Below are 23,509 nucleotides of genomic sequence, written 5' to 3'. Positions count from 1 at the left end.
ATGACCGACACGGTGACGCGCCCGGCCCCGATCCCCCACCGGCCGGTGTGGCGGGGGCCGCGTGGCGCGGCGATCCTCAAGACGATCCGCACCACCGACCACAAGACCATCGGCGTGCTCTACCTGACGACGTCGTTCGGGTTCTTCCTGATCGGCGGCCTGACCGCGTTGCTGATGCGGGGCGAGCTGGCCCGGCCCGGCCTGCAGTTCCTGTCGCCGGAGCAGTACAACCAGCTGTTCACCATGCACGGCACGATCATGCTGCTCCTCTACGCCACCCCGAACCTGTTCGGGTTCGCCAACTTCGTCCTGCCGCTGCAGATCGGCTCGCCGGACGTGGCGTTCCCCCGGCTCAACGCGTTCTCCTACTGGCTCTACCTCTTCGGCGGGCTGATCGTGCTGTCGGGCTACATCACCCCCGGCGGCCCCCCGGACTTCGGCTGGACCGCCTACACCCCGCTGTCCAACGCCATCCACTCCCCCGGCATCGGCGGCGACCTGTGGATCACCGGGCTGATCGTCACCGGTCTCGGCACGATCCTCGGCGCGGTCAACATGATCACGACCGTGGTGTGCCTGCGCTGTCCCGGGATGCTCATGTGGCGGATGCCGATCTTCACCTGGAACATCCTGTTCACCTCGGTACTGATCCTGCTCGCCTTCCCCATCCTCACCGCCGCCCTGTTCGGGCTGCTGGCCGACCGGCACATCGGCGCGCACGTCTTCGACCCGGAAAACGGCGGCGCCATCCTCTGGCAGCACCTGTTCTGGTTCTTCGGCCACCCCGAGGTCTACGTGGTCGCGCTGCCGTACTTCGGGATCGTCACCGAGATCATCCCGGTGTTCAGCCGGAAACCGCTGTTCGGCTACAAGACGATGGTGTTCGCGACGATCGGCATCACCGCGCTGTCGGTGGCGGTGTGGGCCCACCACATGTTCGCCACCGGCGCGGTGCTGCTGCCGTTCTTCTCGATCATGACGTTCTTCATCGCGGTGCCGACCGGGATCAAGTTCTTCAACTGGATCGGCACGATGTGGAAGGGACAGCTGACGTTCGAGTCGCCGATGCTGTGGTCGGTCGGCTTCCTCGTCACGTTCCTGCTCGGCGGGCTGACCGGGATCATCCTCGCGTCGCCGCCGCTGGACTTCCACATCCACGACAGCTACTTCGTCGTCGCCCACTTCCACTACGTGCTCTTCGGCACGATCGTGTTCGCGACGTTCGCCGGCATCTACTTCTGGTTCCCCAAGATCACCGGCCGGATGCTCGACGAGGGACTGGCGAAGTGGCACTTCTGGACGACGTTCTTCGGGTTCCACATCACGTTCCTCGTCCAGCACTGGCTCGGCGACGCGGGCATGCCGCGCCGGTACGCCGACTACCTTTCGAGCGACCGGTTCACGGTCATGCACACGGTGTCCACGATCGGCGCGTTCGTGCTGGGCCTGTCGGTGCTGCCGTTCATCTGGAACGTCTTCAAGAGCTACCGCTACGGCGAGCCCGTCGACGTCGACGACCCCTGGGGCTACGGCAATTCGCTGGAATGGGCCACCACCAGCCCGCCGCCCCGGCACAACTTCCTGGAGCTGCCCCGGATCCGCTCCGAGCGGCCCGCCTTCGAGCTGCACTACCCGCACATGGTCGAGCGGATGCGCGCGGAAGGCCACATCACCCGCGGCCACCCCGGCGACGCGCCGTCGCCGTCCGAGGTCGCCGCGGGTGCCACCCAGCCGGACGAGCAGGGCGAAAGTGACGACCCCCGCGGCCGCTGACCCCGGCCGGCCACTGGAAGCCTGGGAGCGGCGGCGCCTGCGCGGCATCGAGCGGGACCTGCGGCCGGGCCGCCGGCGCCGGCTGGTGTGGTGCCTGGGTCTGGACGCCCTCGCGCTGGCGCTGCTGGCCGCCGGGATCTTCCTGGCGCTGCCGTGGCTGTTCGCGGCGTGCGTCGCCGGCAACCTCGCCGTCTGCGCGCACCTGGAGCCGAGGACCCGCCGAGGAGGAGGAGAACCATGGCCGAGGTGACCGTCGAGGACCTGCGCGGGCTGCTCGAGTCCGACCTGCCGGACCCGGTGCTGGTGCTCACCGGCGGGCGGCCGGTGGTCGAGCCGTCCGCGAACCGCACCGCGGGCGCGAGCGAGATCATCACCCGCGGCGACCTGCGCACGCAGCTGGACGACCGCGGCCTGGACCTGATCGCCGCGACCCTCACGACAGCGATCGTCCAGCGCGGGGGCTGAGTACCGGAAAGCCGCCGGAACCCCGTGGTCCCGGCGGCTTCCCCGAGCGCGTCAGAGGATCGGCGCGCCGCCCGTCACCGCGACACGGGCGCCCGAGACGTAGCTGCCGTCGTCGGAAGCCAGCAGCACGTACACCGGCGCCAGCTCGGCCGGCTGACCGGCGCGGCCCAGCGGCACCTGCTCGCCGAAGGACTTCACCGCCTCCTCCAGCATGGTGGACGGGATCAGCGGCGTCCAGATCGGCCCCGGCGCGACGCTGTTGACCCGGATCCCCTTCGGCCCCAGCAGTTGCGCCAGCGCCGCACACATGTTGGCGATGCCCGCCTTCGTCACGTCGTAGGGCAGCAGCTGCGGGGTCGGGTTGTCGGAGTTCACCGACGAGCTGCCGATGATCGCCGCGCCCGGCTTCAGGTGCGGCACCGCGGCCTTGGCGAGGTGGAAGAAGGCGCTCAGGTTGATGGCGAGGGTGCGGTCCCACTCCTCGTCCGGGATCTCTTCCAGGGTTTCGTGGCTCATCTGGAAGGCGGCGTTGTTGACCAGGACGTCGATCCGGCCGAACTCCTCGACCGTCCGGGCGACCAGGGCCCGGCAGTGCGCCGGATCGGCGACGTCCCCGGGCACGACGACGGCCTTGCGCCCGGCTTCCTCGACCCAGCGCCGGGTTTCTTCGGCGTCCTCGTGTTCGTCGAGGTAGGAGATCAGCACGTCGGCGCCTTCGCGCGCGTACGCGATCGCCACCGCGCGACCGATCCCGCTGTCCGCCCCGGTGATGAGCGCCGCCTTGCCGGTCAGCTTGCCGGAGCCGCGGTAGGTCTGCTCGCCGTGGTCGGGCCGCGGCGTCATCGCGGCGGTCGTCCCGGGTGGGGTCTGCTGCTGGGCGGGCTGCTCGGACACGGTTGCTCCTCCGAAGACGGGGTTTCGCTCTCGCCGTTCGTGTTCCCGGCGAACCACGGCTCACACTTTGTCATCTTGTGGACGACTTCCTACTTGTCATCGTTTGGATGACATGCTAGAAAGGTAGTGCGTGTTGACACGAACCGTCGAAGCCCAGAAGGAGGGACACCGATGTTGATGCGCACCGACCCGTTCCGTGAGCTGGACCGCCTCACCCAGCAGGTCCTCGGCACCGCCGGAACCTGGTCGAAGCCGGCCGCGATGCCGATGGACGCCTACCGCGCCGGCGACGAGTTCGTGGTCTGCTTCGACCTGCCCGGCGTCGCGCCCGACGCCATCGAGCTCGACATCGAGCGCAACGTGCTGACGGTCAAGGCCGAGCGCCGTCCGCTCCCCGGCGGGGACAACGTCGAGATGCAGGTCTCCGAGCGGCCGCTGGGTGTGTTCTCGCGCCAGCTGTTCCTCGGCGAGAGCCTGGACACCGACCGCATCGCGGCGGACTACGAGGCGGGCGTGCTGACGCTGCGCATCCCGGTCGCCGAGAAGGCCAAGCCGCGGCGCATCGAGATCAGCGGCGCGCAGTCCGACCGCAAGGAAATCCAGGCGTGACGAACGACCAGGCCCGCGCCGCGGCGGAGCGCATCTTCGCCGCGGCGGCGGAACTGGGCACCAGCCGTCAGGAAGCGATCCTGGTGACCCGGGCGGTCCACGCGGTCAAGAAGGGCCGCCCGACCGACGTGGCACTGACCGACACCCCCCAGCACCGGCGACGCAAGCTGGCCCACGTAGTCGGCAGCGAGCTGTGGAAGCCGGACATCGACGCGGACGACGTACTCACCGCGGTCCTCGACGCGGCCCGATCGGCACCCCGCGAGCGCAAGCCGGCGGCGGTCGGCGAGCGGAATCCTTCGGTGGCCGCCTGACGCTCCTCGAGCCGAAACTGTCGGTGGTCACCGGTAGTGTGGAAAACGGGGGGCGCCCCCGCGGCGGGGGGTCTGCTCGTCCCAGCCGGCCCGGCCCCGACGGCAACCCGGCTACCGCTCCCCGTCGGCCCGCCGCACGGTCACCGCAGGATCGTTCCCGGACACCGGCGCCGGGCCGAACCAGTCCAGGCACACGACCATCGCGTCGTCCTCGGCCTGGCCGCCGTGGCGGCGCGTCGACAGCTCCCGCAGCACCGCGCCCGGGACGTGCGCCGCCGGCAGCTCGGCCGTCGCCGTCACCGCTTCGGCGAGTTCGCGGTCGCCGTACAACTCGCCGTGCGGGCCGAGCGCGTTGTACACGCCGTCGCTGACGAACACGAACCGGTCGCCGTCGGCCGCCTGGAAGCCCTCGAGCGTGTAGATCGTGCCGTCGAACGTGCCGAGCGGGAGCTGCTCGTCGAAGACGATCCGCTCGGCCTTCCCGTCGCGCAGCCGCCACAGCCGGGGCGAGCCGGCGTCGACCACGGTCACCGCGCCGGTGCCGAGGTCGAACTCCAGCAGCAGCGCGGCCACGTGCTCGGCGCCGCGGTAGTGCGCGTAGAGCGCCTGGTCGGCGAGCTCCGCCTGGGCGTCGAGCGGGATCCCGGCGCGCCGGGCGTTGCGCAGCGCGTTCACCGCCAGGTTCGTCAGCAGGGCCGCCTCGCTGCCCTCCCCCATGCCGTTGATCAGCGTGACGGCGAGCTTCCGCGCGGACGCCGACCAGTCGAAGCAGTCGCCGTAGATGGCGTAGGCGGGTTCGAGCTGCCCGCCGAGCGCGAACTCGGCGCGGGTGCAGGCGCGCCCGGGCAGCAGCTGCCACTGCATCTCCGCGGCCAGCGTCAGCCGCGACGAACGCCGCGCCTGGATGTACAGATCGGTGTCCCGGTCGGCGACGAACAGCTCGTGCGCCACCGCTTCGGCGAACCGCTGGAGCTCGGCCCACACCGGCGGGTCGGGTTCGGCGGGCAGGGTGACGGCCAGGACGCCGAGGCGGTCGCCGCGGACGCTGACCGGCAGGTAGCCGGTGACGCGGTCGCCGTCGCGGGAAAACGTCGCCGCCTGAGCCAGGAACGCCGCGCCCGGGGTCGTGCCGTCGACCGGGATCGGCTCCGTCGTGTAAGGCTGCTCGCCGACCTGGCACAGCTCCGTCAGGGCGTAGTCGGCCATCAGCAGCTCGACCGCCTCGGCGCCGAAGTGCTCGCCGAGCCCCGAGCGCAGGGCGCCGGGCAGGTCGTGCGGTGGTACGTCACGGAGGAGACGCTCCACCGCCAGGGATCTGTCCAACGCCTGCCTCCACGGCGAGTCGTGCGAGCTGTGCTGCCGGTTCAGCATAGGGATGCCAGAGTGGACGCCGTGGATCGATCCCGCGAGCAGCCGGCCCCGGACGGGACGGCCGCGGTGCCGGAGCTGGCCCGGCTCCTGGCGTCGGTCGTCGAAGGCGAGCGGGACGTGTCGCCGCGGCCGCTGTCGGTTTCGCAGCTGCGCGCGGTCGTCGCGCTCGACCGCCACGACGGCGTCAACCTGCGGCAGCTCGCCGAGCAGCTGGACTCGACCCCGCCACTGGTCAGCAGGCTCTGCGACCGGCTGGAGGCGGTCGGGTTCCTGGAACGCCTGCCCAGCGCGCGCAGCCGGCGCGAGCTGACGCTGCGCCTGTCCGACCGCGGCCGCGCGTACCTGCGGGAACTGCGGGCGCGGCGCCGGGATCGCGTCGAGGCGCTGCTGGCGAAGATGAGCCCGGCGGGCCGGCTCGCGCTGGCGGCCGGGCTGCGGGAGTACCAGGCCCTCGCCGAGGCGGCCGGCGACCCCCCACGGTTGCATCCCTGATACAACTGTTGTTATATGGCAACAGTCAACCCGGCGTACAGCAGAGCGCGCCCCTGACACCGGAGGAGGAGTCGGTGCTGGGCACGGACGAAAGCCAGGTGCGCACGGTCTTGGCGCGCATGCTGGACGAGGACCGGACCGCGCTGGCCCGCGACTGGGCCGGGCAGGAGCCGGGCGACGGCGACCGGAGCGGGCCACAGCCGCGCCGCGAAGCCGTGGAGCTGCTGGAAGCCCTCCGCGACGCGCTGGCCGGCACGCTGCCGGTGTCGCGGATCGTCGAGCAGGACCCCGCGGTGCGGGACGCGCTGACGTCGTTGTCGGAGCGCCGGGCCCGCGCCGGCGCCCAGCCGTCGGCCACCGCCATGGCGATCCTCGCGCTGAAGCGCACGATGCTCGGCGCGATCGAGCGGCACACCGACGATTCCGCCCTGCGCTACCGGGCCGCGTTGCTGGTCAACGAACTCCTCGACAGCGCGGGCGTGCTGACGTTCGAGGTCTACTGCGCCGGCCGCGAGCAGATCATCCGCGAGCAGCACAGCCAGATGCTCGAGCTGTCCACGCCCGTCGTGCGGCTGTGGCGGCACGTCCTCGCGGTGCCCCTGATCGGCACGCTCGACAGCGCCCGGACCCAGGTCGTGATGAACAGCCTCCTGGAGGCCATCCAGGCGAACGAGGCGCGGGTGGCGATCATCGACATCACCGGTGTCCCGACCGTCGACACCGCGGTGGCGCAGCACCTGCTGCAGACTGTCAGCGCGGTCCGGCTGATGGGCGCGGAGTGCGTGGTCAGCGGCATCCGGCCGTCGATCGCGCAGACCATCACCCAGCTGGGCATCGACCTCTCGCACATCGTCACCCGCGGCTCGCTGGCCGACGCGCTGGCGACGGCCATGCAGCTGCTCGGCGACAGCGCCCGCCCGGGCGCGGTGCACGGGTGAGCGCCGGCCTGCCGATCCTGCGGCTCGGGGACATCCTGCTCGGCGGGTTGCTGAGCGACCTGGACGACAAGACGGCCCTCGCCTTCACCGACGAGCTGACCACCCGGATCGCCGAGGAGGGCATCCGCGGAGTCATCATCGACATCTCCCGGCTGGAGGTCGTCGACTCGTTCGTCGCCCGCGTGCTCATGCAGCTGGCCGAAACGGGGCGGCTGCTCGGCGCGCGGATGATCGTGGCGGGCATGCGCCCGGCCGTCGCGCTCACCCTGACCGAGCTCGGGCTGCGGCTCCCCGGCGTCCGGACCGCCCTCAACGCCGAACAGGCGATGGAGCAGCTGGGCTGGCGCCGCCCCGCCGAAGAGACGCCTCATGCTTCCTGACGAACGGACCGTCCCGGCCGGCGAGCACCCGGTCCGGGTGGAGGAGGACCTCCTCGCGGCCCGGCACGCCGTGCGCGCGGCCGCGGTCGCCGCCGGGTTCTCGATCGTCGACCAGACGAAGATCGTCACCGCGGCCAGCGAGCTGGTCCGCAACGCCTACATCCACGGCGGGGGCGGCACCATGACCGTCACCGCGGTGCGGGACGCGGCCGGGCGGCTCGGGCTCCGGCTGCGGGTACGCGACGAGGGACCCGGGATCGCCGACGTCGACCAGGCGATGACCGACGGGTTCAGCACCGGCGCGGGGCTCGGGCACGGCCTCGGCGGCACCCGGCGGCTGGTCGACGAGTTCGACCTCGACACCGCACCCGGCCGCGGTACCACCGTCACGGTCGTGCGCTGGAAGCCATGACCGCGACCGTCGCCGGCCTGACGCGCCGGATCCGCGTCGACCACCCCAGCGCCGGGTACGCCGCCGCCCGCGTCGCACGCGAAACCGCGTACGAGGCCGGGCTCGCGGGCGAACCCGCCGACCGCGCCGCGGTGGTGGCGGCCGAGCTCGCCGGCAACATCGCCAAGCACGCCGGGGGTGGCTCGGTGTTCGTGCAACAGTCGCTTTTCGGGGGTCCGGGTGGCGAAAGCCCCCGGCCCGGGGCAAGGCCCCGGTTGTCACAGTCGCTGTTCGGGGGTCCGGGCGGCGAAGCGCGCGGCGTCGACGTGCTGGCCGCCGACGACGGCCCCGGCATGGCCGACCTCGACCACTGGCTGCTCGACGGCAACACGACCACCGCCACCCTGGGCACCGGCCTGGGCGCGGTGCGGCGGATGGCGACCGAGTTCCGGATCACGTCCTCCCCCGCGGCCGGCACCCTCGCCGCCGCCCGCCTGCTCGACCCGGCCGCGCCGCCGGCCCGCCGCGCGATCGGGCACTTCCGCCTGGCCCGCGACGGCGAGGAGTACTGCGGTGACGCCCTCGCGCTGGCCGACGTCACCGGCAGCCGGACCGCCGTCGTCGCCGACGGGCTCGGCCACGGACCCGACGCCGCCGAGGCCGCGGACGCCGCGGTGCGCGTGTTCGCCGAGAACCCGGACCGCCCGCTGCCGCACCAGCTCACGACCATGCACCGCGCGCTGCGCACGACCCGCGGCGCGGCGGTCGCGCTCATGCGGATCGCGCCGCGGCGGCTGGAGTTCTGCGGCGTCGGCAACGTCGGCGGCGCGACCCTCGGCGGCGGGCCGTCCCGGCTGCTGCTGTCCACCCCCGGCATCGTCGGGTTCACGCTGCCGTCGGCACCGGTCCGGCACCTGGAGCTGGCCGAAGACGACGTCGTCGTGCTGCACACCGACGGCGTCGGCACCGGCTGGCGCGTCCCCGGCCGGGTGCCCGACCTGCTGTTGCTCGCCGCGGACCTCGCCCACCGGCACCGGAACGCCCGCGACGACGCCGCCATGCTCGCCCTGACCGCGGACCGGTCCGCCTGATGCGCCCCGACCTGGCGAGGATCCGGCACCGGCTCCGCACCGCCTGTACCGAGGCCGGCGTGGCCGCCGACGACCGCGGGCGGCTCGTGCTCGCCGTGACCCTGCTCGCCGAGCCCGCCCTGACCGCGGGCGAAACCGTGGACGTGGCCACGGCGGCTTCGGACCGGCGGCTCGCGGTCACCGTGCGGCTGGCGCACGCGGTGAGCCAGGGCAGCCGCGACGCCCTGCCGCTGCTGCCCGAGCGCGGCGACGGCGAGACGCTGACCTGGCACCTCGGCGGCGGCGGGCCCGCGGCCCCGGCCGACCCCGACGACGACCGGGCAACGCGCGAAGAGATGCTCGCGCTGGTCGCCCGCGCCGACACCCTGGCCCACGAGCAACGGAACCTCAAGCACGAGCTCGCGGAGACCAACAGCGGCGTGCTGGCGATGTACGTCGAGCTGGAGCAGCGGGACGAGCAGCTCCGCCGCGCGCACGCGGCCATCTTCCGCGAGCTGGAGGACGCGCTGCGCCCGCGCCCGCCCGCCGTGCCCGGCCTGGAGCTGGCGGTCCACTACTCGCCGACCGACCAGGACTCCCCGACCGGCGGCGATCTCTACGACTGGTTCGTCCTGCCCGACGGGCAGCTCCACGTGACCCTGGTCGACGCGGTCGGCCACGGAGTCACCTCGACCCGGCACGCCCTCACCGTCACCCACGCGATCCGCACGCTCGCCCTGGAGGGGCACCCGTTCCGGGACCTGATCGCGCACGCCTCCCGCACCCTGGCCGCGATCGAGCCGGGCTTGATGGCCACGGTCCTGCTCGCCCGCGTCAACCCGGCGACCGGCCGGACCCGGTTCGCGAACGGCGGTCACCCGGAGCCCGTGCTGGTCACGGCCGCCGGGCCGGCCCGGCTGCTGCCGCCCCCGGTGGCGGGCCGCGGAGTCGGCTTCCCGGACCCGGGCAGCCGCGAGCTGGCCGACGTGGTCCTGGCCGAGGGCGACACGGTGCTGCTCTACACCGACGGCCTGGTGGAGAGCCGCAAGGACATCGGCGAAGGCCAGACCCGGCTCCTGGCGCAGGCCGCGGCCGGGCGCACGACCCCGGTGGCGGACCTGCCCCGCGAGCTGGTGACCCGGATGCACGACGTGGTCCTGCACGCCGACGACACGGTGGTCCTGGCCCTGCGCCGCACGCCGGCTCGGTAACCCAGGCAGGCACTTTCGCGGGAAAGCTCCGTGTGGGGGCGGCGGGTCCCGGGTATCCCGCCCTCGATGTCCACCAGCTGCCTGCGCGCCCGGTCCGCCGGCACCGGACGCCCGGGCCGTCCCCCGGTCGTCCTCCTGCCGGGCCTCGGCGCGCCCGGCTACCTCGCCGACACGCTGCACGGCTGCGCCGCGGCCACGCGCGCCCACCTGCTCGACGTGCCCGGCTTCGGCGGGCCCGGTCCGCTCGCATGCGAGCCGGAAATCGACGCGATCGCCGCCGCCGTCGCCTCCTGGCTCGACCAGCCCTCCGTCCTTTTCGGACACTCGACCGCCGCGCAGGCCGCCGTCGCCGTCGCGGTCCGGCGCCCGGACCTCGTCCACGCGCTGGTGCTCGCCGGACCGACGTTCCCACCCGAGCTGCGCCGCCTCGGCCCCTTGGCCGCGGCGTTCCTGGCCGACGTCGTCCACGAATCGCCGTCCGCGCTGCCCGGCACCGTCCCGCACTACATCCGCGCCGGCCCCCGCCGGCTGCTGCGGATGATCCGCTCGGCCCAGCACGACGCACCGGAACGAGCGATGCCCCTGCTGACCTGCCCCGTCCTCGTCGTGCGCGGCCGCCGGGACACGCTGAGCCCCGAGCCGTGGGCCCGCTCCCTCGCCGCCGCGGCGGACGGCGAGCTCGTCACGGTCCCGGGCGCGCACACGTTCCCCGCCCGATCCGGCGGCGCGACTTCGGCGTTGATCACGGAGTTCGCCGGCGGTTAGCCGCGGTGCGCCCGGGTATGCCGACGACCCGTCGGAAGGAGGCGCTGTGCGTGCGATGGTGTACCGCGGCCCTACAAGATCCGTGTCGAAGAGAAGGACATCCCGGCGATCGAACACCCCGGTGACGCGATCGTCCGGGTGACGCTGGCCGCGATCTGCGGTTCGGACCTGCACCTGTACCACGGCATGATGCCGGACACCCGGGTCGGCATGACCTTCGGCCACGAGTTCATCGGCGTGGTCGAGGAAGTCGGCTCCGGCGTCCGGAACCTCAAGCGCGGTGACCGTGTCATGGTGCCCTTCAACGTCTACTGCGGCACGTGCTGGTTCTGCGCGCGCGGGCTGTACTCCAACTGCCACAACGTCAACCCGAACGCCACCGCCGTCGGCGGCATCTACGGCTACTCCCACACCTGCGGCGGCTACGACGGCGGGCAGGCCGAGTTCGTCCGGGTGCCGTTCGCCGACGTGGGCCCGGCGGTGATCCCGGACTGGCTGGACGACGAAGACGCCGTGCTCCTCACCGACGCGCTCGCCACCGGCTACTTCGGCGCCCAGCTCGGCGAAATCACCGAGGGCGACGTCGTCGTGGTGTTCGGCGCCGGTCCGGTGGGCCTGTTCGCGGCGAAGTCGGCGTGGCTGATGGGCGCGGGCCGGGTGATCGTCATCGACCACCTGGAGAACCGCCTGGAGAAGGCCCGCACCTTCGCCCACGCCGAGACGTACAACTTCACCGAATACGACGACATCGTCGTGCACCTCAAGAAACTCACCGGGCACCTCGGCGCCGACGTCGCCATCGACGCGGTGGGGGCGGAGGCCGACGGCAACCTCACCCAGCACGTCACCTCGGCCAAGCTGAAGCTGCAGGGCGGTTCGCCGGTGGCCCTCAACTGGTGCATCGACGGCGTCCGCAAGGGCGGCACCATCTCGGTGATGGGCGCCTACGGCCCGATGTTCAGCGCCGTCAAGTTCGGCGACGCGCTCAACAAGGGCCTCACGCTGCGGATGAACCAGTGCCCGGTGAAGCGGCAGTGGCCACGGCTGTTCGAGCACATCCGCAACGGCTACCTCAAGCCGAGCGACATCGTCACCCACCGCATCCCGCTGGAGCACATCGCGGAGGGCTACCACATCTTCTCCGCCAAGCTGGACGGCTGCATCAAGCCGCTCATCGTCGTCTGAGGAAGGAACGACCATGACGTACACGTCGGAGCGGCCGCCGATCGCCGAGCCGAGCGACAGCCTGCGCGCGCGGATCCCGGGCTGGGGCGCGGACCTCGACCCGAAGAACCGGCCGTCGGTGCCGAAGCTGCGGTGGCAGGACGACCGGCCCGGCTGGGACTTCCCCGAGCGGCAGCCGGAGAAGTGGCCGCGGGAACGCTCGATCGAGCACGAGTTCCTGACCCCGGTCTTCGGGACGTCGTGCCCGCCGAAGGGCCTTTCCGGTGCCCTGCGCCGGTTTTCCTACCGGAAGTACAGCGAAGGGCGGGCCGCGCACTGGCTGCTCCTGCTGGCGGCCGACCGGGTGGACGCCTGGGAGAGCCACCTGCGCTCGTTCGCCACGCTGCGCCCGGACAACCCGATCACCGAGACCGGCGTGCTGAGCGAGTTCACCCGGCACGGTTTCTCGTCACGGGTGGGCAAGAAGCGCGCGGACGTCAAGCACCACCTGGTGGACCCGATCATCGTCGCGGGCCCGTGGGTCCTGGCGGCGGGGCTGGCGTATTCGGCGGTCCGGAAGGTGCTGCGGCGCCGCTGATCGGCGTCCGGGAAGAACCGGGGTTGTCGCGGGCAGGCCCGGGTACGCACGGCTGACGGTCGCCGACTCCACGGGGAGAAGCCCATGAGCCACGTTCCCGCCCCCACCCGCGGGCCGGGCCGCGCCACCCGGGCGGCCGCCTCGGCGGCCGATGCGGCCGACCGCCGGCTGCACGCGGCCGCCGGGCTGCGGCACCAGTTCAACAAGGTCTTCCCCACCCACTGGTCGTTCCTGCTCGGCGAAGTGGCGCTCTACAGCTTCCTGGTCCTGCTGCTGAGCGGGGTGTACCTGACGCTGTTCTTCGACCCCTCGATGCAGGAGGTCGTCTACCAGGGCGCCTACCCCAACCTCCGCGGCGTCCCGATGTCCCGCGCCTTCGCCACCACCCTCGACCTGTCGTTCGAGGTCCGCGGCGGGCTGTTCATGCGGCAGCTGCACCACTGGGCGGCGCTGATCTTCGTCGCCGCCATGATGGTGCACATGCTCCGGATCTTCTTCACCGGAGCCTTCCGCCGCCCCCGCGAAGCCAACTGGGTGATCGGCGCGCTGCTGCTGATCCTGGGCATGTTCGAAGGGTTCTTCGGCTACTCTCTGCCCGACGACCTGCTCTCCGGCACCGGCATCCGCGCGACGCTGTCCGGGATCGTCCTGTCCCTGCCCGTGATCGGAACCTGGCTGCACTGGGCGATCTTCGGTGGCGAATTCCCCGGCGACGTCATCATCCCCCGGCTCTACACGATCCACATCCTGCTGATCCCCGGCATCATGCTCGCCCTCGTCGGCGTCCACCTCGCGCTGGTCTGGTACCAGAAGCACACCCAGTTCCCCGGCGTCCGGCGGAAGGAGACCAACGTCGTCGGCGTCCGGATCCTGCCGGTCTTCGCGCTCAAGGGCGGCGCGTTCTTCGCGCTCGTCACCGGGATCCTGGCACTGATGTCCGGGCTGTTCCAGATCAACCCGGTGTGGAAGTACGGCCCCTACGACCCCTCGAAGGTCTCCGCCGGCTCCCAGCCCGACTGGTACATGGGGTTCGCCGATGGCCTGCTGCGCGTCTACCCGCCATGGGAGCTGTTCGTCGGCAACCACACCATCCCGCAGCCGTTCTTCGCCGGCGTCGTCGGCATGACCGTGCTCTTCGTGGCGCTGATCTCCTACCCGTGGATCGAACGCCGCCTGTCCGGCGACACCGCCCACCACAACCTCCTCCAGCGCGCCCGGGACGTCCCGGTGCGCACGAGCATCGGCATGATGGCGCTGGCGTTGTACGGCGTGCTGACGCTGTCGTCGTTCAACGACATCATCGCGCTGGAGTTCGACATCTCGCTCAACGCCACCATCTGGGCCGGGCGCATCGGCCTGCTCCTTGCCCCGCCCGTGGCGTACCTGATCACCTACCGCGTCTGCCTCGCCCTGCAACGGTCAGACCGCGAAGTCCTCGAACACGGCATCGAAACCGGCATCATCACCCGCTCCCCCGCCGGCACGTACCTCGAGATCCACCAGCCGCTCGACGGCAAAGCCCTCACCTACCAAGGAGCACCCGTGCCGAAGAAGCCCAACAAGCTCGGCGCCGCCGGGCACGCGCTCCCGGGCAGCCTGCTGCGGCCCGACCCTCCGGAGGAGACCGCGGCCCTGGAAGCGGCGGCCCGCCGCGGGCAGCTGCGCCAGGGCCTCGGCGGCGAACCGCGAGATGGGCAGGCCCGGCCGTGACCGGCGCGGCGATGCCGTCCCGCTGGCAGATCGACATCCTCGTCTACGAAGAGGAGTACTCGTACCCGGTCCTGCTCCTGCAACCGGCTTACGAGGACGACCACCGGCGCCTGCTCGGCCTCCTGGCCCGCGCGGGGCTGGCGGTCCCGACGACGTGGGAGTGGGAGCACGGCTTCTGGCCACTGGCGGCCGGGTGCGCGGTCGAACTGGCGGCGGGCCCCACGGCGGTGACGGTGCGCGCGGGCGAACACAGCCTCACGGTCGGCTTCCGGTTCGCCGAACCGCCCCAGCCCTGGCTGGCGGCCGCGCACCGGCAGCGGCAGGTGCTGTTCATGCTCCTGCCACCGCGTCCCCACGCGGCCGAGGACGCCCTGATCATCGACGACGTGAGCCGGCTGGTGCGCCCGGCGGAGCGGTGCGGCTGCCTGACGGGCACGATCCCGCTGGCCGTTCGCTGAGCAGAACGGCGACGTTCCGCGAGAGCGGCTCGGCGCCACCGCACCACCCTCCCCGGGCGGCGGCTGCCCTACTGCGGCCCGTTGGTCAGCGAAAGGTTGAACGTGTACCGGGACGCCCGGTACACGTGCCACCCGTATTCGACCACCCGCCCGGTGTCGTCGTAGGTCGTCCGCTGCGTCGTGAGCAGCGCCGCCCCCGGCTCCTCGTGTAGCAGTTCCGCGTCCTCTTCCGTCGCGAGCCGCGCGCCGATCTGCTGCTCGGCGGCGTGCAGCCGCACCCCCGCCGACCGCAGGAGCTGGTAGAGCCCGCGCTCGCGCAGCTCGTCGTCGGCCGGGTCGAGCACGCCGTCGGGCAGGTAGTTGTTCATCAACGCGAGCGGTTCGCCGTCGGCCGAGCGCAGCCGCTTCAGCCGGCGCACGTGCGTCAGCCCGGGTGCCTCCAGCAGCTCGGCCACCTCGGCGCAGGCTTCTTCGACCCGGTTGACCAGCACCGCCGACCCCGGTTTGCCGCCCAGCCCGGCGAGGTCGTCGAACAGGCTGCTCAGCCGCAGCGGCCGGGCGACCTTCGTGCGGACCACCTGGGTGCCGACCCCGCGCCGCCGCACGAGCAGGCCCTGGTTGACCAGCGTCTGGATCGCCTGGCGGACCGTCGGCCGGGAAAGGCGCAGGCTCGCCGCGAGGTCGACCTCGTTGCCCAGCCGCGCCCCCGCCGGCAGCCTGCCGTCCTCGATCGCGGCGTGCAGCTGCCGGGACACCTGGAAGTACAGCGGCTCCGGGCTGCCCGGATCCAAGACGATGTCGCGGCCCGGGTCCCAGCCCGCGAAGGTGACGTCCGGCTTGCTCATCCCCGGAGCCTACCGCCTCCACACCACCTGTTGGGATGACGTGTTGTCCATATGTCTTGACAAAGTCTCAGCCCCCTGGAATGGTCGACACCAGGGATACGAAGGGCGTGTCCCGACGACAGGCTGGGAGCGAAACCGTGACCGACGTGCTGCGGCGGATCGTCGCCCAACGGGTGCACGCCCCGGAAGCGATCGCCGAGGCGGCCGCGCACCGCATCCGGGCCGAGTCACCCTTCAACGACAAGGGCCGCACGATGATCATCGCGGCGGACCACCCCGCCCGCGGCGCCAACGCAGTGGGCGGCAACCCGACGGCGATGGCCCATCGCGGCGAGCTCCTCGAACGGCTGTGCCTCGCCCTGGAACGCCCCGGCGTCACCGGCGTCCTCGCCACCGCGGACGTCATCGACGACCTGCTGCTGCTCGGCGTGCTCGACGGCAAGACGGTCATCGGGTCCATGAACCGCACCGGGCTGGCCGGCTCGAGCTTCGAAATCGACGATCGCTTCGCCTGCTACGACGCGGAAACGATCGAGCGGATGCGCTTCGACGGCGGCAAAACCCTGACCCGGATCTGCCTCGACGACCCGGCCACACCCGGCGTCCTGGAAAACACCGCCAAGGCGATCAACGACCTGGCCGACCGGAAGCTGATCGCGCTGGTCGAGCCGTTCCTGTCGACGTGGGTCGACGGCCGTGTGCAGAACGACCTCTCCCCCGACGCCGTGATCAAGTCGATCACGATCGCCGCCGGTCTCGGCCGCTCGTCGGCCTACACCTGGCTCAAGCTCCCCGTGGTCGACGACATGGAGCGCGTCCTCGCCTCCTCGACCCTGCCCGCGGTCCTGCTCGGCGGCGAGGTCAAAGACCCGGACGCGGCCTTCGCCGCCTGGCAGCGAGCCCTGACCCAGCCGACCGTGCAGGGCCTGGTCGTCGGCCGGTCGCTGCTCTACCCCCACGACGGCGACGTCGCCAAGGCCGTCGACACCGCGGTCGGACTGCTGTGAAGCCGCACCGGCGCCACTACCCGGAGGACACCGTGAACACCATCGAACACTGGATCGACGGCACCGCCACCCCGGCGGGCTCCACCCGCACGGCGCCGGTCTTCGACCCGGCCACCGGGCGGCGGCAAGCGTCGGTCCTCCTCGCCGAAGCGTCCGATGTGGACATCGCGGTCGCGGCCGCCGCCAAGGCTTTCGAGTCCTGGAGCAACTCGTCGCTGTCCCAGCGCACGAAGGTGATGTTCGCCTTCCGCGAGCTGCTCGTGCGGCACGAAGACGAGCTCGCCCGGATCATCTCGGCTGAGCACGGCAAGGTGATCGAAGACGCCCGCGGCGAGATCGTCCGCGGCCGCGAAGTCGTCGAGTACGCCTGCGGCATCGCCGACGCGCTCAAGGGCAGCTTCTCCGACCAGGTCTCCCGCGACGTCGACGTGTACGACTTCCGGCAGCCCCTCGGCGTGGTCGCCGGGATCACGCCGTTCAACTTCCCGATCATGGTGCCGCTGTGGATGCACCCGATCGCCATCGCCACCGGCAACACGTTCGTCCTCAAGCCCAGCGAACGCGACCCCTCGGCCTCGAACTACGTCGCCCGGCTCTACGCCGAAGCCGGGCTGCCCGACGGCGTCTTCAACGTCGTCCACGGCGACAAGACCGCCGTCGACGCGATCCTCGACCACCCGGACATCGCGGCGGTGTCGTTCGTCGGCTCCACCCCGATCGCCAAGTACGTGCACGAACGCGGCACCGCCACCGGCAAGCGCGTACAGGCCCTCGGCGGCGCGAAGAACCACGCGGTCGTACTGCCCGACGCCGACCTCGAGTTCGCCGCCGACCACCTCACCGCCGCCGCGTTCGGCTCGGCGGGCCAACGCTGCATGGCAATCTCGGTCGGCGTCGCGGTCGGAGCGGCCGGCGACAAGCTGGTGGAGATCCTCGAACGCAAGGCCCGCGAGGTGAAGGTCGGCCCCGGCACCGACCCGGCCAGCGACATGGGACCGGTCGTCACCGAAGCAGCCCGCGAGCGTGTGGCACTTTCCGTCGCCCGCGGCGCGGAACAGGGCGCAAAGGTCGTCGTCGACGGCCGCGGCCTGCAGGTCGAAGGCCACGAGCAAGGCTTCTTCGTCGGCCCGTCGCTGCTGGACGGCGTCACCCCGGAGATGGACGCCTACCGCGACGAGATCTTCGGCCCGGTACTGGCGATCGTCCGCGCAGAAACGCTCGACGAGGCGATCGCGGTCATCAACGCCAACCCCTACGGCAACGGCACTGCGGTCTTCACGGCGAGCGGGGAAGCGGCACGCAAGTTCCAGCGCGAGGTGAAGGTCGGCATGATCGGCGTCAACGTACCGATCCCAGTCCCGATGTCGTACTACTCCTTCGGCGGCTGGAAGGATTCCCTCATCGGCGACAGCCCGATCCACGGCCCGGCAGGCGTCCGGTTCTACACCCGCGCCAAGGTAGTCACGACGCGCTGGCCCCACATCGAGGCGGCCTTCAACTTCCCAACGTCCAGCTGAGTTCCTGCCCCGGCCGGCCGGCCCGCCCGCCCGCCCGTCCGGCCAATGGCGGGAGCCGACGCCGGCGCAACCAGCTCGTTCGGCACCAGCACCACCACGCGGCCGGGAACTCCACGAGCGGAACAACGAGCCCAGGACGCAGCCCCAGCCCGCTGCGACGATCTGCCGGGCAAGCTCGGAGCGCAGATCGCCCGAGGCGCGCCGGAAGCGGGTCGTGGACTCGCCCCCGGCATCTCGCGACCGGCCCGCCGCCCCGTGCTCGCCTGCTTGCCCGCCCGCTCACCTGCCTGCCTGCCCGCTCACCTGCCTGCCCGCCCGCGTGCTCGCCTGCCTGCCCGCTCGCTCGCCCGCCACTCACCTGCCCGCCCGCCCACATGCCCGCCCGCGTGCTCGCCTGCCTGCCCGCTCGCTCGCGGGCGTGCGGTCGGCCTCTCGTGACCGGCGGCGGGCCGGCGGCAGGCAGGCCACGCTGCAACGGCGTGCCGGACCGGGCCCGGCCGTCGTGGCGACAGTAGCGCCCGGATCCTCGGCCGCGCCGTCGCCGGCGGTGGCCGCCCGCCCCGCGGTCACCACCACCCCTGCCTCAGCCGTCCACCCCACTCCTGCCTTGGCGCCGGTGCGCGGAGGTCCACACACGGAGTCGCCCTGTTCGACATGGGCCCCTTCGCACCGGCGGCGACCCGCGCGACGCCGCCGCCGACAGTCTTGCGCCCGTTCGGCAGCGGCCTACCCAACCGACAACCGGAACATTCTTCTCCGTTTTCCGGTACCGTGGCGGCCACCTGCCGAAGGAGGCCGCCATGGGCTACCGGGGCCCGCTGCCGAAGAAGACCGTCGACCGCGTCAACCGTTGCGTGGGCACGCTCCGCACGTCGCCGCGCTGGGGCCGCCTGGTCCGGCGCCACCTCACCCAGGTCACGTACCAGGGTCGCCGGTCGGGGCGCACCTTCAGCACCCCCGTCGGCTACCGGCGCGCGGGGGACGTTGTCACGATCGGCGTGCGGATGCCCGACGCGAAGGCGTGGTGGCGCAACTTCACCGGCGACGGCGCACCGCTCACCCTCGAACTCGACGACACCGAACGCGCCGGCCACGCGGTGGCGCGCCGCGACGCCGCGGGGCGGGTCACCGTGACCGTCCAGCTCGACGGCGAAGCCTAGCCCGGCTGCGCGGCCATCCCGTGCCAGAGCAGATCGGCCAGCTCCGCCGCGTCGCGCTGCCAGTCGCCGTTCGGGTCGAGCCACAACAGGCCGCCCAGGCCCCGCATGACCAGCACCGGCGTCAGGCCCGGCCGGACCGTCCCGGCCGCCACGTTGGCCGCGAGCATGGCCGACACCGCGCCGAGCATGTCCTCGTAGGCGTCGCTCGGCAGCTCGCCCCGGGCCGCCGTCGCCGTGCGCAGCGCGTCGGCGAGCCCCTTCTTCGTCATCATGTAGTGGGCGACGTGGTCGGTCACCCACACCCGGAGGGCCTCGTCCGGCGCGTGCTTCTCCAGCAGCACCGGCACGATCTCCACGATGTGCCGGACCTCGCGCCGGTAGACCGCGAGGATCAGCGCCTCCGGCGTCGGGAAGTGCCGGTAGACCGTGCCGACGCCGACCTCGGCCTGCTTGGCGATCGCGTTGAACGAGACCTCGCCCGTGTCGGCCAGCGACGCCGCCGCCGCGACGAGGATGCGTTCGTGGTTGCGCCGCGTGTCCGCGCGGCGGGGGCTGACCGATCCGGTCGTCATCGTTCCTCCCGGTGGTCGTGCCGTCCCGCTGAATCTAGCCGAGCGCTGGAGCTGCTCCAGCCCACCCGGTTCGTTGCCAAGCGGATTGTAATCCGCTAGCCTCGCGTCCGAGTGAAGCGGATGAGTATCCGCTCCCCCCGGACACCGCCCACCACACCGTCGGGCAGCCCGCCCGGCTCCGCGGAAAGAGACCAGTGGACATCTCACTCGAAGTCAACGGCACCACCGAACGCCTGGACGTCGATCCCGGCGTCACGCTCCTGGACGCCTTGCGCGAGCGCCTCGCCGTCACCGGCCCGAAGAAGGGCTGCGACCGCGGGCAGTGCGGCGCCTGCACCGTGCACGTCGGCGGCAAGCCCGTGCTGTCGTGCCTCACCCTGGCCGCCACCGTCAAGCAGCCGGTGACGACCGTCGAAGGACTGTCCACAGAGGACGGGCTGCACCCGGTGCAGCAGGCCTTCGTCGACCAGGACGCTCTGCAGTGCGGGTTCTGCACCGCCGGCCAGATCATGTCGGCGGTGGCCGCCGTCGAGCAGGACGTCGAAGACGTGCGGGAGTTCATGTCCGGCAACCTCTGCCGGTGCGCGGCCTACCCGAACATCGTCAAGGCGGTCGAGCAGGCGAGGCGGGCCGATGCGTCCCTTTGAGCTGACCGCACCCACCACCGTCGAAGCGGCGGTCGCCGCGCCCGGCACGTACCTCGCCGGCGGGACGACCCTGGTCGACCTCATGAAGCTCGACGTCCTGACGCCGCAGCACGTCCTGGACATCAACGAGGTGCCGTTGCGCGGCATCGACACCACCGACGGGCTGCGCTTCGGCGCACTCGAGCGGATGGGCGCCATCGCCGCCCACCCGGACGTCTACCCGGCGATCTCGCGCGCGCTGCTGCTGAGCGCGTCCCAGCAGCTGCGCAACATGGCCAGCATCGGCGGGAACCTGCTGCAGCGCACGCGCTGCTCGTACTTCCGGGACGTCGCCATGCCGTGCAACAAGCGCGTGCCCGGCAGCGGCTGCTCCGCGCTCACCGGCGCGAACCGGATGCACGCGATCCTCGGCACGAGCGAGTCGTGCGTGGCCACGCACGCCAGTGACGTCGCCGTCGCCCTGGTCGCGCTCGACGCGCGCCTGCGGCTGGCGGACGCGAGCGGCACCCGCGAGGTCGCGCTCGGCGAGTTCTACCAGCTGCCCGGCGACACGCCCGCCGTGGAGAACGACCTGCGCCCGGGCGAGCTGATCACCGAGGTGGTCGTGCCGCGGCTGGACTGGGCCGCCAACTCCACCTACGTCAAGGTGCGCGACCGGCAGTCCTACGAGTTCGCGCTGTGCTCGGCCGCCGTCGCGCTGGACGTCCGGGACGGGATCGTCGCCGACGCCCGGGTCGCGGCCGGTGGTGTCGGGACGGTGCCGTGGCGGCTGCCGGCCGTCGAAGCGGCCCTGCGGGGCGGCCCGGCGACCGAGGCGGCCTTCGAAGCGGCGGCGGCCGTGGCCGCCGACGGCGCGCAACCGTTGTCCGAGAACGGGTTCAAGGTGCCGCTGCTGCAGCGGACCATCGTCCGAGCGCTGCTCGAACTGACCGAGGGGAGCTCCCGATGATCACCCGGCTGGACGCGCCGCTGAAGGTCACCGGCGCGGCCAAGTACGGCGCCGACCACACCTTCCCCGGCATGGTCTACGGCTACATCGTGCTCAGCACGATCGCCCACGGCGAGATCGAGGCAATGGACGTCTCCGCGGCGAAGAGCGCGCCCGGCGTGCTCGGCGTGTACTCGCCGTTCGACCCGCTGACCCTGCGCACGCCGAGCCTGCCGGTGTTCGGCGAGACGTGGGTTCCGCTGCAGGACAAGGAAGTCGCCTACTACGGCCAGCCGATCGGCTTCGTCGTCGCGGAGACGTTCGAGCAGGCCAGGGACGCCGCGGCGCTCATCGAGGTCGCCTACCGCGAGCGGCCCGCCCGCACCTCGCTCACCGAGTTCCTCGACACGGCGGAAATGGCGCCCCCGACCTTCAACGGCGCTCCCCCGGAAATCGAGGTGCTCGAAGACGGCGTCGAATCCTTCGATGCCGCACTGGCCGCGAGCCCCGTGGTCTTCGAGGCGACCTACACGACCGCGACGCAGAACCACGCCGCGATGGAGCCGCACTCCGCGGTCGCGGTGTGGGACGACGGCGAACTGACCGTCTACAGCGGCAACCAGGCCTCCGACATGCAGGCGGCGGAGCTGGCCATCGCGCTCGACCTGGCGCGGGAAGCCGTCCACGCGGTCAACCCGTTCGTCGGCGGCGCGTTCGGCGGCAAGGGCCGGACGTCCACGCCGGCGTTCCTGGCGGCGGCGACGGCCCGCGCCCTCGGCCGGCCGGTGAAAGCCGCCCTCACCCGCGAGCAGGTCTTCACCGCCACCGCCGGCCGGGCCGCGACGATCCAGAAGCTCGCGATCGGCGCCGAGCCGGACGGCACCCTGGTCGCCCTGCGGCACGACTCGTGGTGCCACACCGACACCGCCCGGTCGTTCGTCGAACCGACGTCGCACGGCACCTCGCGCGAGTGGTACGCCACGAGGAACCTGTCGATCACGCAGAAGATGGTGCCGCTGAACGTGCCGCCGACGACGTTCATGCGGGCCCCCGGCGAGGCGCCCGGCTCGTTCGCGCTGGAGAGCGCGATCGACGAACTGGCCGAGAAGCTGGGCATGGACCCGATCGAGCTGCGCGTCCGCAACAACTCGACCGCCCCGCCCGGCCACGACCTGCAGTGGTCGAGCAAGCACCTCGACGAGTGCTTCCGCGTCGGCGCGGACCGCTTCGGCTGGGCGCACCGCCCGGCGGGCTCCCGCACCGACGGCGACTGGCTCGTCGGCATGGGCGTCGCCACCGCGGTGTTCCCCGCCCTGCGGTTCCCGGCCACCGTCGGCATCACGCTGCGGGCGGACGACACGGCCGTCGTCGCGACGAGCGGCGCGGACCCCGGCACCGGCCTGCTGACCGTGCTCTCCCTGGTGGGGGCGGAATCGCTGGACATCCCGGCCGACCGGATCACCCCGCGCCTCGGCGACTCGGCCCTCCCGCCGGGCGGCATGTCCGGCGGCTCGACGGCGACGGCGAGCGCGGGCACGGCGATCATGCTCGCCGCCACCAAGGCGATCAACGAGCTGACCGCCCTGGCCGCCGACCCCGGTGCGCCGTTCGCCGGGCGCCAGGTCACCTACGCCGACGGCCGCGTCTTCGCCGACGGCGAGTCGATGACCTTCGGCGAGCTGCTGCGGGCCGTGGGCCGCGAATCGCTCGAGGTGACCGGCACGTCGGCGCCCGGCGAGGAACTGACCAAGCACTCGTTCGCCTCGTGGGGCGCGCAGTTCTGCGAGGTCCGGGTGCACAAGTGGACGCGCGAGGCGCGGGTGTCCCGGCTGCTCGGGGTGTTCGACGCGGGCCGGATCATCAACGACAAGGCGGCCCGCAGCCAGCTCATGGGCGGCATGATCTGGGGTGTCTCGGCCGCGCTGCACGAGGGCCTGGAGATCGAGGCGAACGGCCGGCTCGCCAACGGCGACTTCGCGAGCTACCTGCTGCCGGTCAACGCCGACATCCCGGAGGTCGACGTCCAGTTCGTCGAGTACCCCGACACCCTGCACAACGCGGTCGGCGCGCGGGGCCTCGGCGAGATCGGCACGGTCGGCATGGCGGCGGCGGTCGCCAACGCCGTGTACAACGCCACCGGTATCCGGGTCCGGCACATCCCGATCACCATCGAGGACCTCCTCGAAGGCTGACACCGGGGGCAGGGCGTCCGTGGACGCCCTGCCCCCAC

The 23,509-nt window shown here is 72.2% G+C and carries 26 protein-coding genes; 22 read left to right on the top strand and 4 right to left on the bottom strand.

Features of this window, described 5'->3' with window-relative positions; genetic code table 11:
- From ctaD to I4Q55_RS33550, 3 genes are read left to right on the top strand one after another with little or no spacing between them, the layout of a single operon-like run.
- Positions 1-1,773 carry a cytochrome c oxidase subunit I gene (gene ctaD, locus I4Q55_RS33560; protein WP_206793685.1) on the top strand — a complete coding sequence of 591 codons (1,773 nt, stop codon included), beginning with the start codon at positions 1-3 and terminating at the stop codon, positions 1,771-1,773.
- A complete protein-coding gene (locus tag I4Q55_RS33555; RefSeq protein WP_206793683.1) occupies positions 1,751-2,023 on the top strand; it encodes a hypothetical protein in 273 nt (90 codons plus the stop codon). The genes ctaD and I4Q55_RS33555 overlap by 23 nt, the downstream gene beginning before the upstream one ends.
- Positions 2,011-2,238, top strand: a complete 228-nt coding sequence (locus I4Q55_RS33550; protein WP_206793681.1) for a hypothetical protein — start codon at positions 2,011-2,013, stop codon at positions 2,236-2,238. The genes I4Q55_RS33555 and I4Q55_RS33550 overlap by 13 nt, the downstream gene beginning before the upstream one ends.
- 51 nt (positions 2,239-2,289) lie before the next feature.
- Here I4Q55_RS33550 and I4Q55_RS33545 read toward each other — a convergent pair whose 3' ends face one another.
- Positions 2,290-3,132, bottom strand: coding sequence for an SDR family oxidoreductase (locus I4Q55_RS33545; RefSeq protein ID WP_206793679.1), 843 nt, complete (start codon positions 3,130-3,132; stop codon positions 2,290-2,292).
- A 171-nt stretch (positions 3,133-3,303) separates the two neighbouring features.
- Here I4Q55_RS33545 and I4Q55_RS33540 point away from each other — a divergent pair, with 171 nt between their 5' ends.
- Both I4Q55_RS33540 and I4Q55_RS33535 read left to right on the top strand, forming a co-directional pair.
- Entirely contained in the window at positions 3,304-3,741 is a 438-nt protein-coding gene (locus I4Q55_RS33540) for an Hsp20/alpha crystallin family protein (RefSeq protein WP_206793677.1), read from the top strand.
- A complete protein-coding gene (locus I4Q55_RS33535) occupies positions 3,738-4,055 on the top strand; it encodes a hypothetical protein (protein WP_206793675.1) in 318 nt (105 codons plus the stop codon). The genes I4Q55_RS33540 and I4Q55_RS33535 overlap by 4 nt, the downstream gene beginning before the upstream one ends.
- Positions 4,056-4,166: 111 nt before the next feature.
- Here the strand turns inward: I4Q55_RS33535 and I4Q55_RS33530 are convergent, their stop codons facing one another.
- Entirely contained in the window at positions 4,167-5,378 is a 1,212-nt protein-coding gene (locus I4Q55_RS33530; RefSeq protein WP_206793673.1) for a PP2C family protein-serine/threonine phosphatase, read from the bottom strand.
- Between the two features lie 60 nt (positions 5,379-5,438).
- Here I4Q55_RS33530 and I4Q55_RS33525 point away from each other — a divergent pair, with 60 nt between their 5' ends.
- From I4Q55_RS33525 to I4Q55_RS33475, 11 genes are all read left to right on the top strand, one after another.
- Positions 5,439-5,918 (top strand): MarR family transcriptional regulator, encoded by a 480-nt coding sequence (locus I4Q55_RS33525; RefSeq protein WP_374194509.1) that lies wholly within the window; start codon positions 5,439-5,441, stop codon positions 5,916-5,918.
- Between the two features lie 74 nt (positions 5,919-5,992).
- Entirely contained in the window at positions 5,993-6,856 is an 864-nt protein-coding gene (locus I4Q55_RS33520) for an STAS domain-containing protein (protein ID WP_206793671.1), read from the top strand.
- Positions 6,853-7,236, top strand: a complete 384-nt coding sequence (locus tag I4Q55_RS33515; RefSeq protein ID WP_206793669.1) for an STAS domain-containing protein — start codon at positions 6,853-6,855, stop codon at positions 7,234-7,236. Before I4Q55_RS33520 ends, I4Q55_RS33515 begins: the two co-directional genes overlap by 4 nt.
- Positions 7,226-7,648, top strand: coding sequence for an ATP-binding protein (locus I4Q55_RS33510; protein ID WP_206793667.1), 423 nt, complete (start codon positions 7,226-7,228; stop codon positions 7,646-7,648). The genes I4Q55_RS33515 and I4Q55_RS33510 overlap by 11 nt, the downstream gene beginning before the upstream one ends.
- Positions 7,645-8,718: a SpoIIE family protein phosphatase gene (locus I4Q55_RS33505; protein ID WP_206793665.1), complete on the top strand. Its 1,074-nt coding sequence runs from the start codon at positions 7,645-7,647 to the stop codon at positions 8,716-8,718. Before I4Q55_RS33510 ends, I4Q55_RS33505 begins: the two co-directional genes overlap by 4 nt.
- Positions 8,718-9,908, top strand: a complete 1,191-nt coding sequence (locus I4Q55_RS33500) for a PP2C family protein-serine/threonine phosphatase (protein WP_206793663.1) — start codon at positions 8,718-8,720, stop codon at positions 9,906-9,908. Before I4Q55_RS33505 ends, I4Q55_RS33500 begins: the two co-directional genes overlap by 1 nt.
- Positions 9,909-9,974: 66 nt before the next feature.
- On the top strand, positions 9,975-10,673 hold the full coding sequence (locus tag I4Q55_RS33495) for an alpha/beta fold hydrolase (protein WP_206793660.1): 699 nt from the start codon (positions 9,975-9,977) through the stop codon (positions 10,671-10,673).
- Between the two features lie 138 nt (positions 10,674-10,811).
- Positions 10,812-11,858 carry a zinc-dependent alcohol dehydrogenase gene (locus I4Q55_RS33490; protein ID WP_307793377.1) on the top strand — a complete coding sequence of 349 codons (1,047 nt, stop codon included), beginning with the start codon at positions 10,812-10,814 and terminating at the stop codon, positions 11,856-11,858.
- Between the two features lie 13 nt (positions 11,859-11,871).
- Entirely contained in the window at positions 11,872-12,435 is a 564-nt protein-coding gene (locus I4Q55_RS33485) for a hypothetical protein (RefSeq protein WP_206793658.1), read from the top strand.
- A gap of 84 nt (positions 12,436-12,519) precedes the next feature.
- Positions 12,520-14,145 (top strand): ubiquinol-cytochrome c reductase cytochrome b subunit, encoded by a 1,626-nt coding sequence (locus I4Q55_RS33480; RefSeq protein ID WP_206793656.1) that lies wholly within the window; start codon positions 12,520-12,522, stop codon positions 14,143-14,145.
- Entirely contained in the window at positions 14,142-14,603 is a 462-nt protein-coding gene (locus I4Q55_RS33475) for a hypothetical protein (protein ID WP_206793654.1), read from the top strand. Before I4Q55_RS33480 ends, I4Q55_RS33475 begins: the two co-directional genes overlap by 4 nt.
- A gap of 68 nt (positions 14,604-14,671) precedes the next feature.
- Here the strand turns inward: I4Q55_RS33475 and I4Q55_RS33470 are convergent, their stop codons facing one another.
- On the bottom strand, positions 14,672-15,448 hold the full coding sequence (locus tag I4Q55_RS33470) for a GntR family transcriptional regulator (protein ID WP_206793652.1): 777 nt from the start codon (positions 15,446-15,448) through the stop codon (positions 14,672-14,674).
- Positions 15,449-15,585: 137 nt separating this feature from the next.
- Here I4Q55_RS33470 and I4Q55_RS33465 point away from each other — a divergent pair, with 137 nt between their 5' ends.
- From I4Q55_RS33465 to I4Q55_RS33455, 3 genes are all read left to right on the top strand, one after another.
- Entirely contained in the window at positions 15,586-16,455 is an 870-nt protein-coding gene (locus I4Q55_RS33465) for an aldolase (RefSeq protein WP_206793650.1), read from the top strand.
- Between the two features lie 32 nt (positions 16,456-16,487).
- Positions 16,488-17,972: a CoA-acylating methylmalonate-semialdehyde dehydrogenase gene (locus I4Q55_RS33460; RefSeq protein WP_206793648.1), complete on the top strand. Its 1,485-nt coding sequence runs from the start codon at positions 16,488-16,490 to the stop codon at positions 17,970-17,972.
- Positions 17,973-18,772: 800 nt separating this feature from the next.
- Positions 18,773-19,132, top strand: a complete 360-nt coding sequence (locus tag I4Q55_RS33455) for a hypothetical protein (protein WP_206793646.1) — start codon at positions 18,773-18,775, stop codon at positions 19,130-19,132.
- On the opposite strand, the gene I4Q55_RS33450 is transcribed toward I4Q55_RS33455, so the two are convergent.
- Complete coding sequence (locus tag I4Q55_RS33450; RefSeq protein WP_206793644.1) at positions 19,129-19,704, bottom strand: TetR/AcrR family transcriptional regulator; 576 nt, start codon at positions 19,702-19,704, stop codon at positions 19,129-19,131. The two genes, I4Q55_RS33455 and I4Q55_RS33450, sit on opposite strands and share 4 nt — an antisense overlap.
- Positions 19,705-19,898: 194 nt before the next feature.
- Between I4Q55_RS33450 and I4Q55_RS33445 the strand changes: the two genes are divergently transcribed.
- Genes I4Q55_RS33445 through I4Q55_RS33435 form a run of 3 tightly spaced genes read left to right on the top strand, consistent with a single transcriptional unit; the run spans position 19,899 to position 23,471 of the window.
- On the top strand, positions 19,899-20,351 hold the full coding sequence (locus I4Q55_RS33445; RefSeq protein ID WP_206793642.1) for a (2Fe-2S)-binding protein: 453 nt from the start codon (positions 19,899-19,901) through the stop codon (positions 20,349-20,351).
- Positions 20,338-21,300, top strand: a complete 963-nt coding sequence (locus I4Q55_RS33440; protein ID WP_206793640.1) for a xanthine dehydrogenase family protein subunit M — start codon at positions 20,338-20,340, stop codon at positions 21,298-21,300. Before I4Q55_RS33445 ends, I4Q55_RS33440 begins: the two co-directional genes overlap by 14 nt.
- The gene (locus I4Q55_RS33435) at positions 21,297-23,471 is read left to right on the top strand and encodes a xanthine dehydrogenase family protein molybdopterin-binding subunit (RefSeq protein WP_206793638.1); all 2,175 of its coding nucleotides are present in this window, start codon (positions 21,297-21,299) and stop codon (positions 23,469-23,471) included. The genes I4Q55_RS33440 and I4Q55_RS33435 overlap by 4 nt, the downstream gene beginning before the upstream one ends.
- Positions 23,472-23,509 lie beyond the last annotated feature (38 nt).

It is taken from the genome of Amycolatopsis sp. MtRt-6 (genome assembly GCF_017308975.1).
Classification (GTDB): Bacteria; Actinomycetota; Actinomycetes; order Mycobacteriales; family Pseudonocardiaceae; genus Amycolatopsis.
This window is presented reverse-complemented; position numbering and strand designations above follow the sequence as displayed.

Bases quoted from the DNA above. Each gene is read 5' to 3' on its own strand.
- I4Q55_RS33485 (WP_206793658.1), top strand. From the start codon at position 11,872: ATGACGTACACGTCGGAGCGGCCGCCGATCGCCGAGCCGAGCGACAGC.
- I4Q55_RS33510 (WP_206793667.1), top strand. From the start codon at position 7,226: ATGCTTCCTGACGAACGGACCGTCCCGGCCGGCGAGCACCCGGTCCGG.
- I4Q55_RS33455 (WP_206793646.1), top strand. From the start codon at position 18,773: ATGGGCTACCGGGGCCCGCTGCCGAAGAAGACCGTCGACCGCGTCAAC.
- I4Q55_RS33450 (WP_206793644.1), bottom strand. From the start codon at position 19,704: ATGACGACCGGATCGGTCAGCCCCCGCCGCGCGGACACGCGGCGCAAC.
- I4Q55_RS33540 (WP_206793677.1), top strand. From the start codon at position 3,304: ATGTTGATGCGCACCGACCCGTTCCGTGAGCTGGACCGCCTCACCCAG.
- I4Q55_RS33440 (WP_206793640.1), top strand. From the start codon at position 20,338: ATGCGTCCCTTTGAGCTGACCGCACCCACCACCGTCGAAGCGGCGGTC.
- I4Q55_RS33500 (WP_206793663.1), top strand. From the start codon at position 8,718: ATGCGCCCCGACCTGGCGAGGATCCGGCACCGGCTCCGCACCGCCTGT.
- I4Q55_RS33550 (WP_206793681.1), top strand. From the start codon at position 2,011: ATGGCCGAGGTGACCGTCGAGGACCTGCGCGGGCTGCTCGAGTCCGAC.
- I4Q55_RS33470 (WP_206793652.1), bottom strand. From the start codon at position 15,448: ATGAGCAAGCCGGACGTCACCTTCGCGGGCTGGGACCCGGGCCGCGAC.
- I4Q55_RS33495 (WP_206793660.1), top strand. From the start codon at position 9,975: ATGTCCACCAGCTGCCTGCGCGCCCGGTCCGCCGGCACCGGACGCCCG.
- ctaD (WP_206793685.1), top strand. From the start codon at position 1: ATGACCGACACGGTGACGCGCCCGGCCCCGATCCCCCACCGGCCGGTG.
- I4Q55_RS33435 (WP_206793638.1), top strand. From the start codon at position 21,297: ATGATCACCCGGCTGGACGCGCCGCTGAAGGTCACCGGCGCGGCCAAG.
- I4Q55_RS33505 (WP_206793665.1), top strand. From the start codon at position 7,645: ATGACCGCGACCGTCGCCGGCCTGACGCGCCGGATCCGCGTCGACCAC.
- I4Q55_RS33480 (WP_206793656.1), top strand. From the start codon at position 12,520: ATGAGCCACGTTCCCGCCCCCACCCGCGGGCCGGGCCGCGCCACCCGG.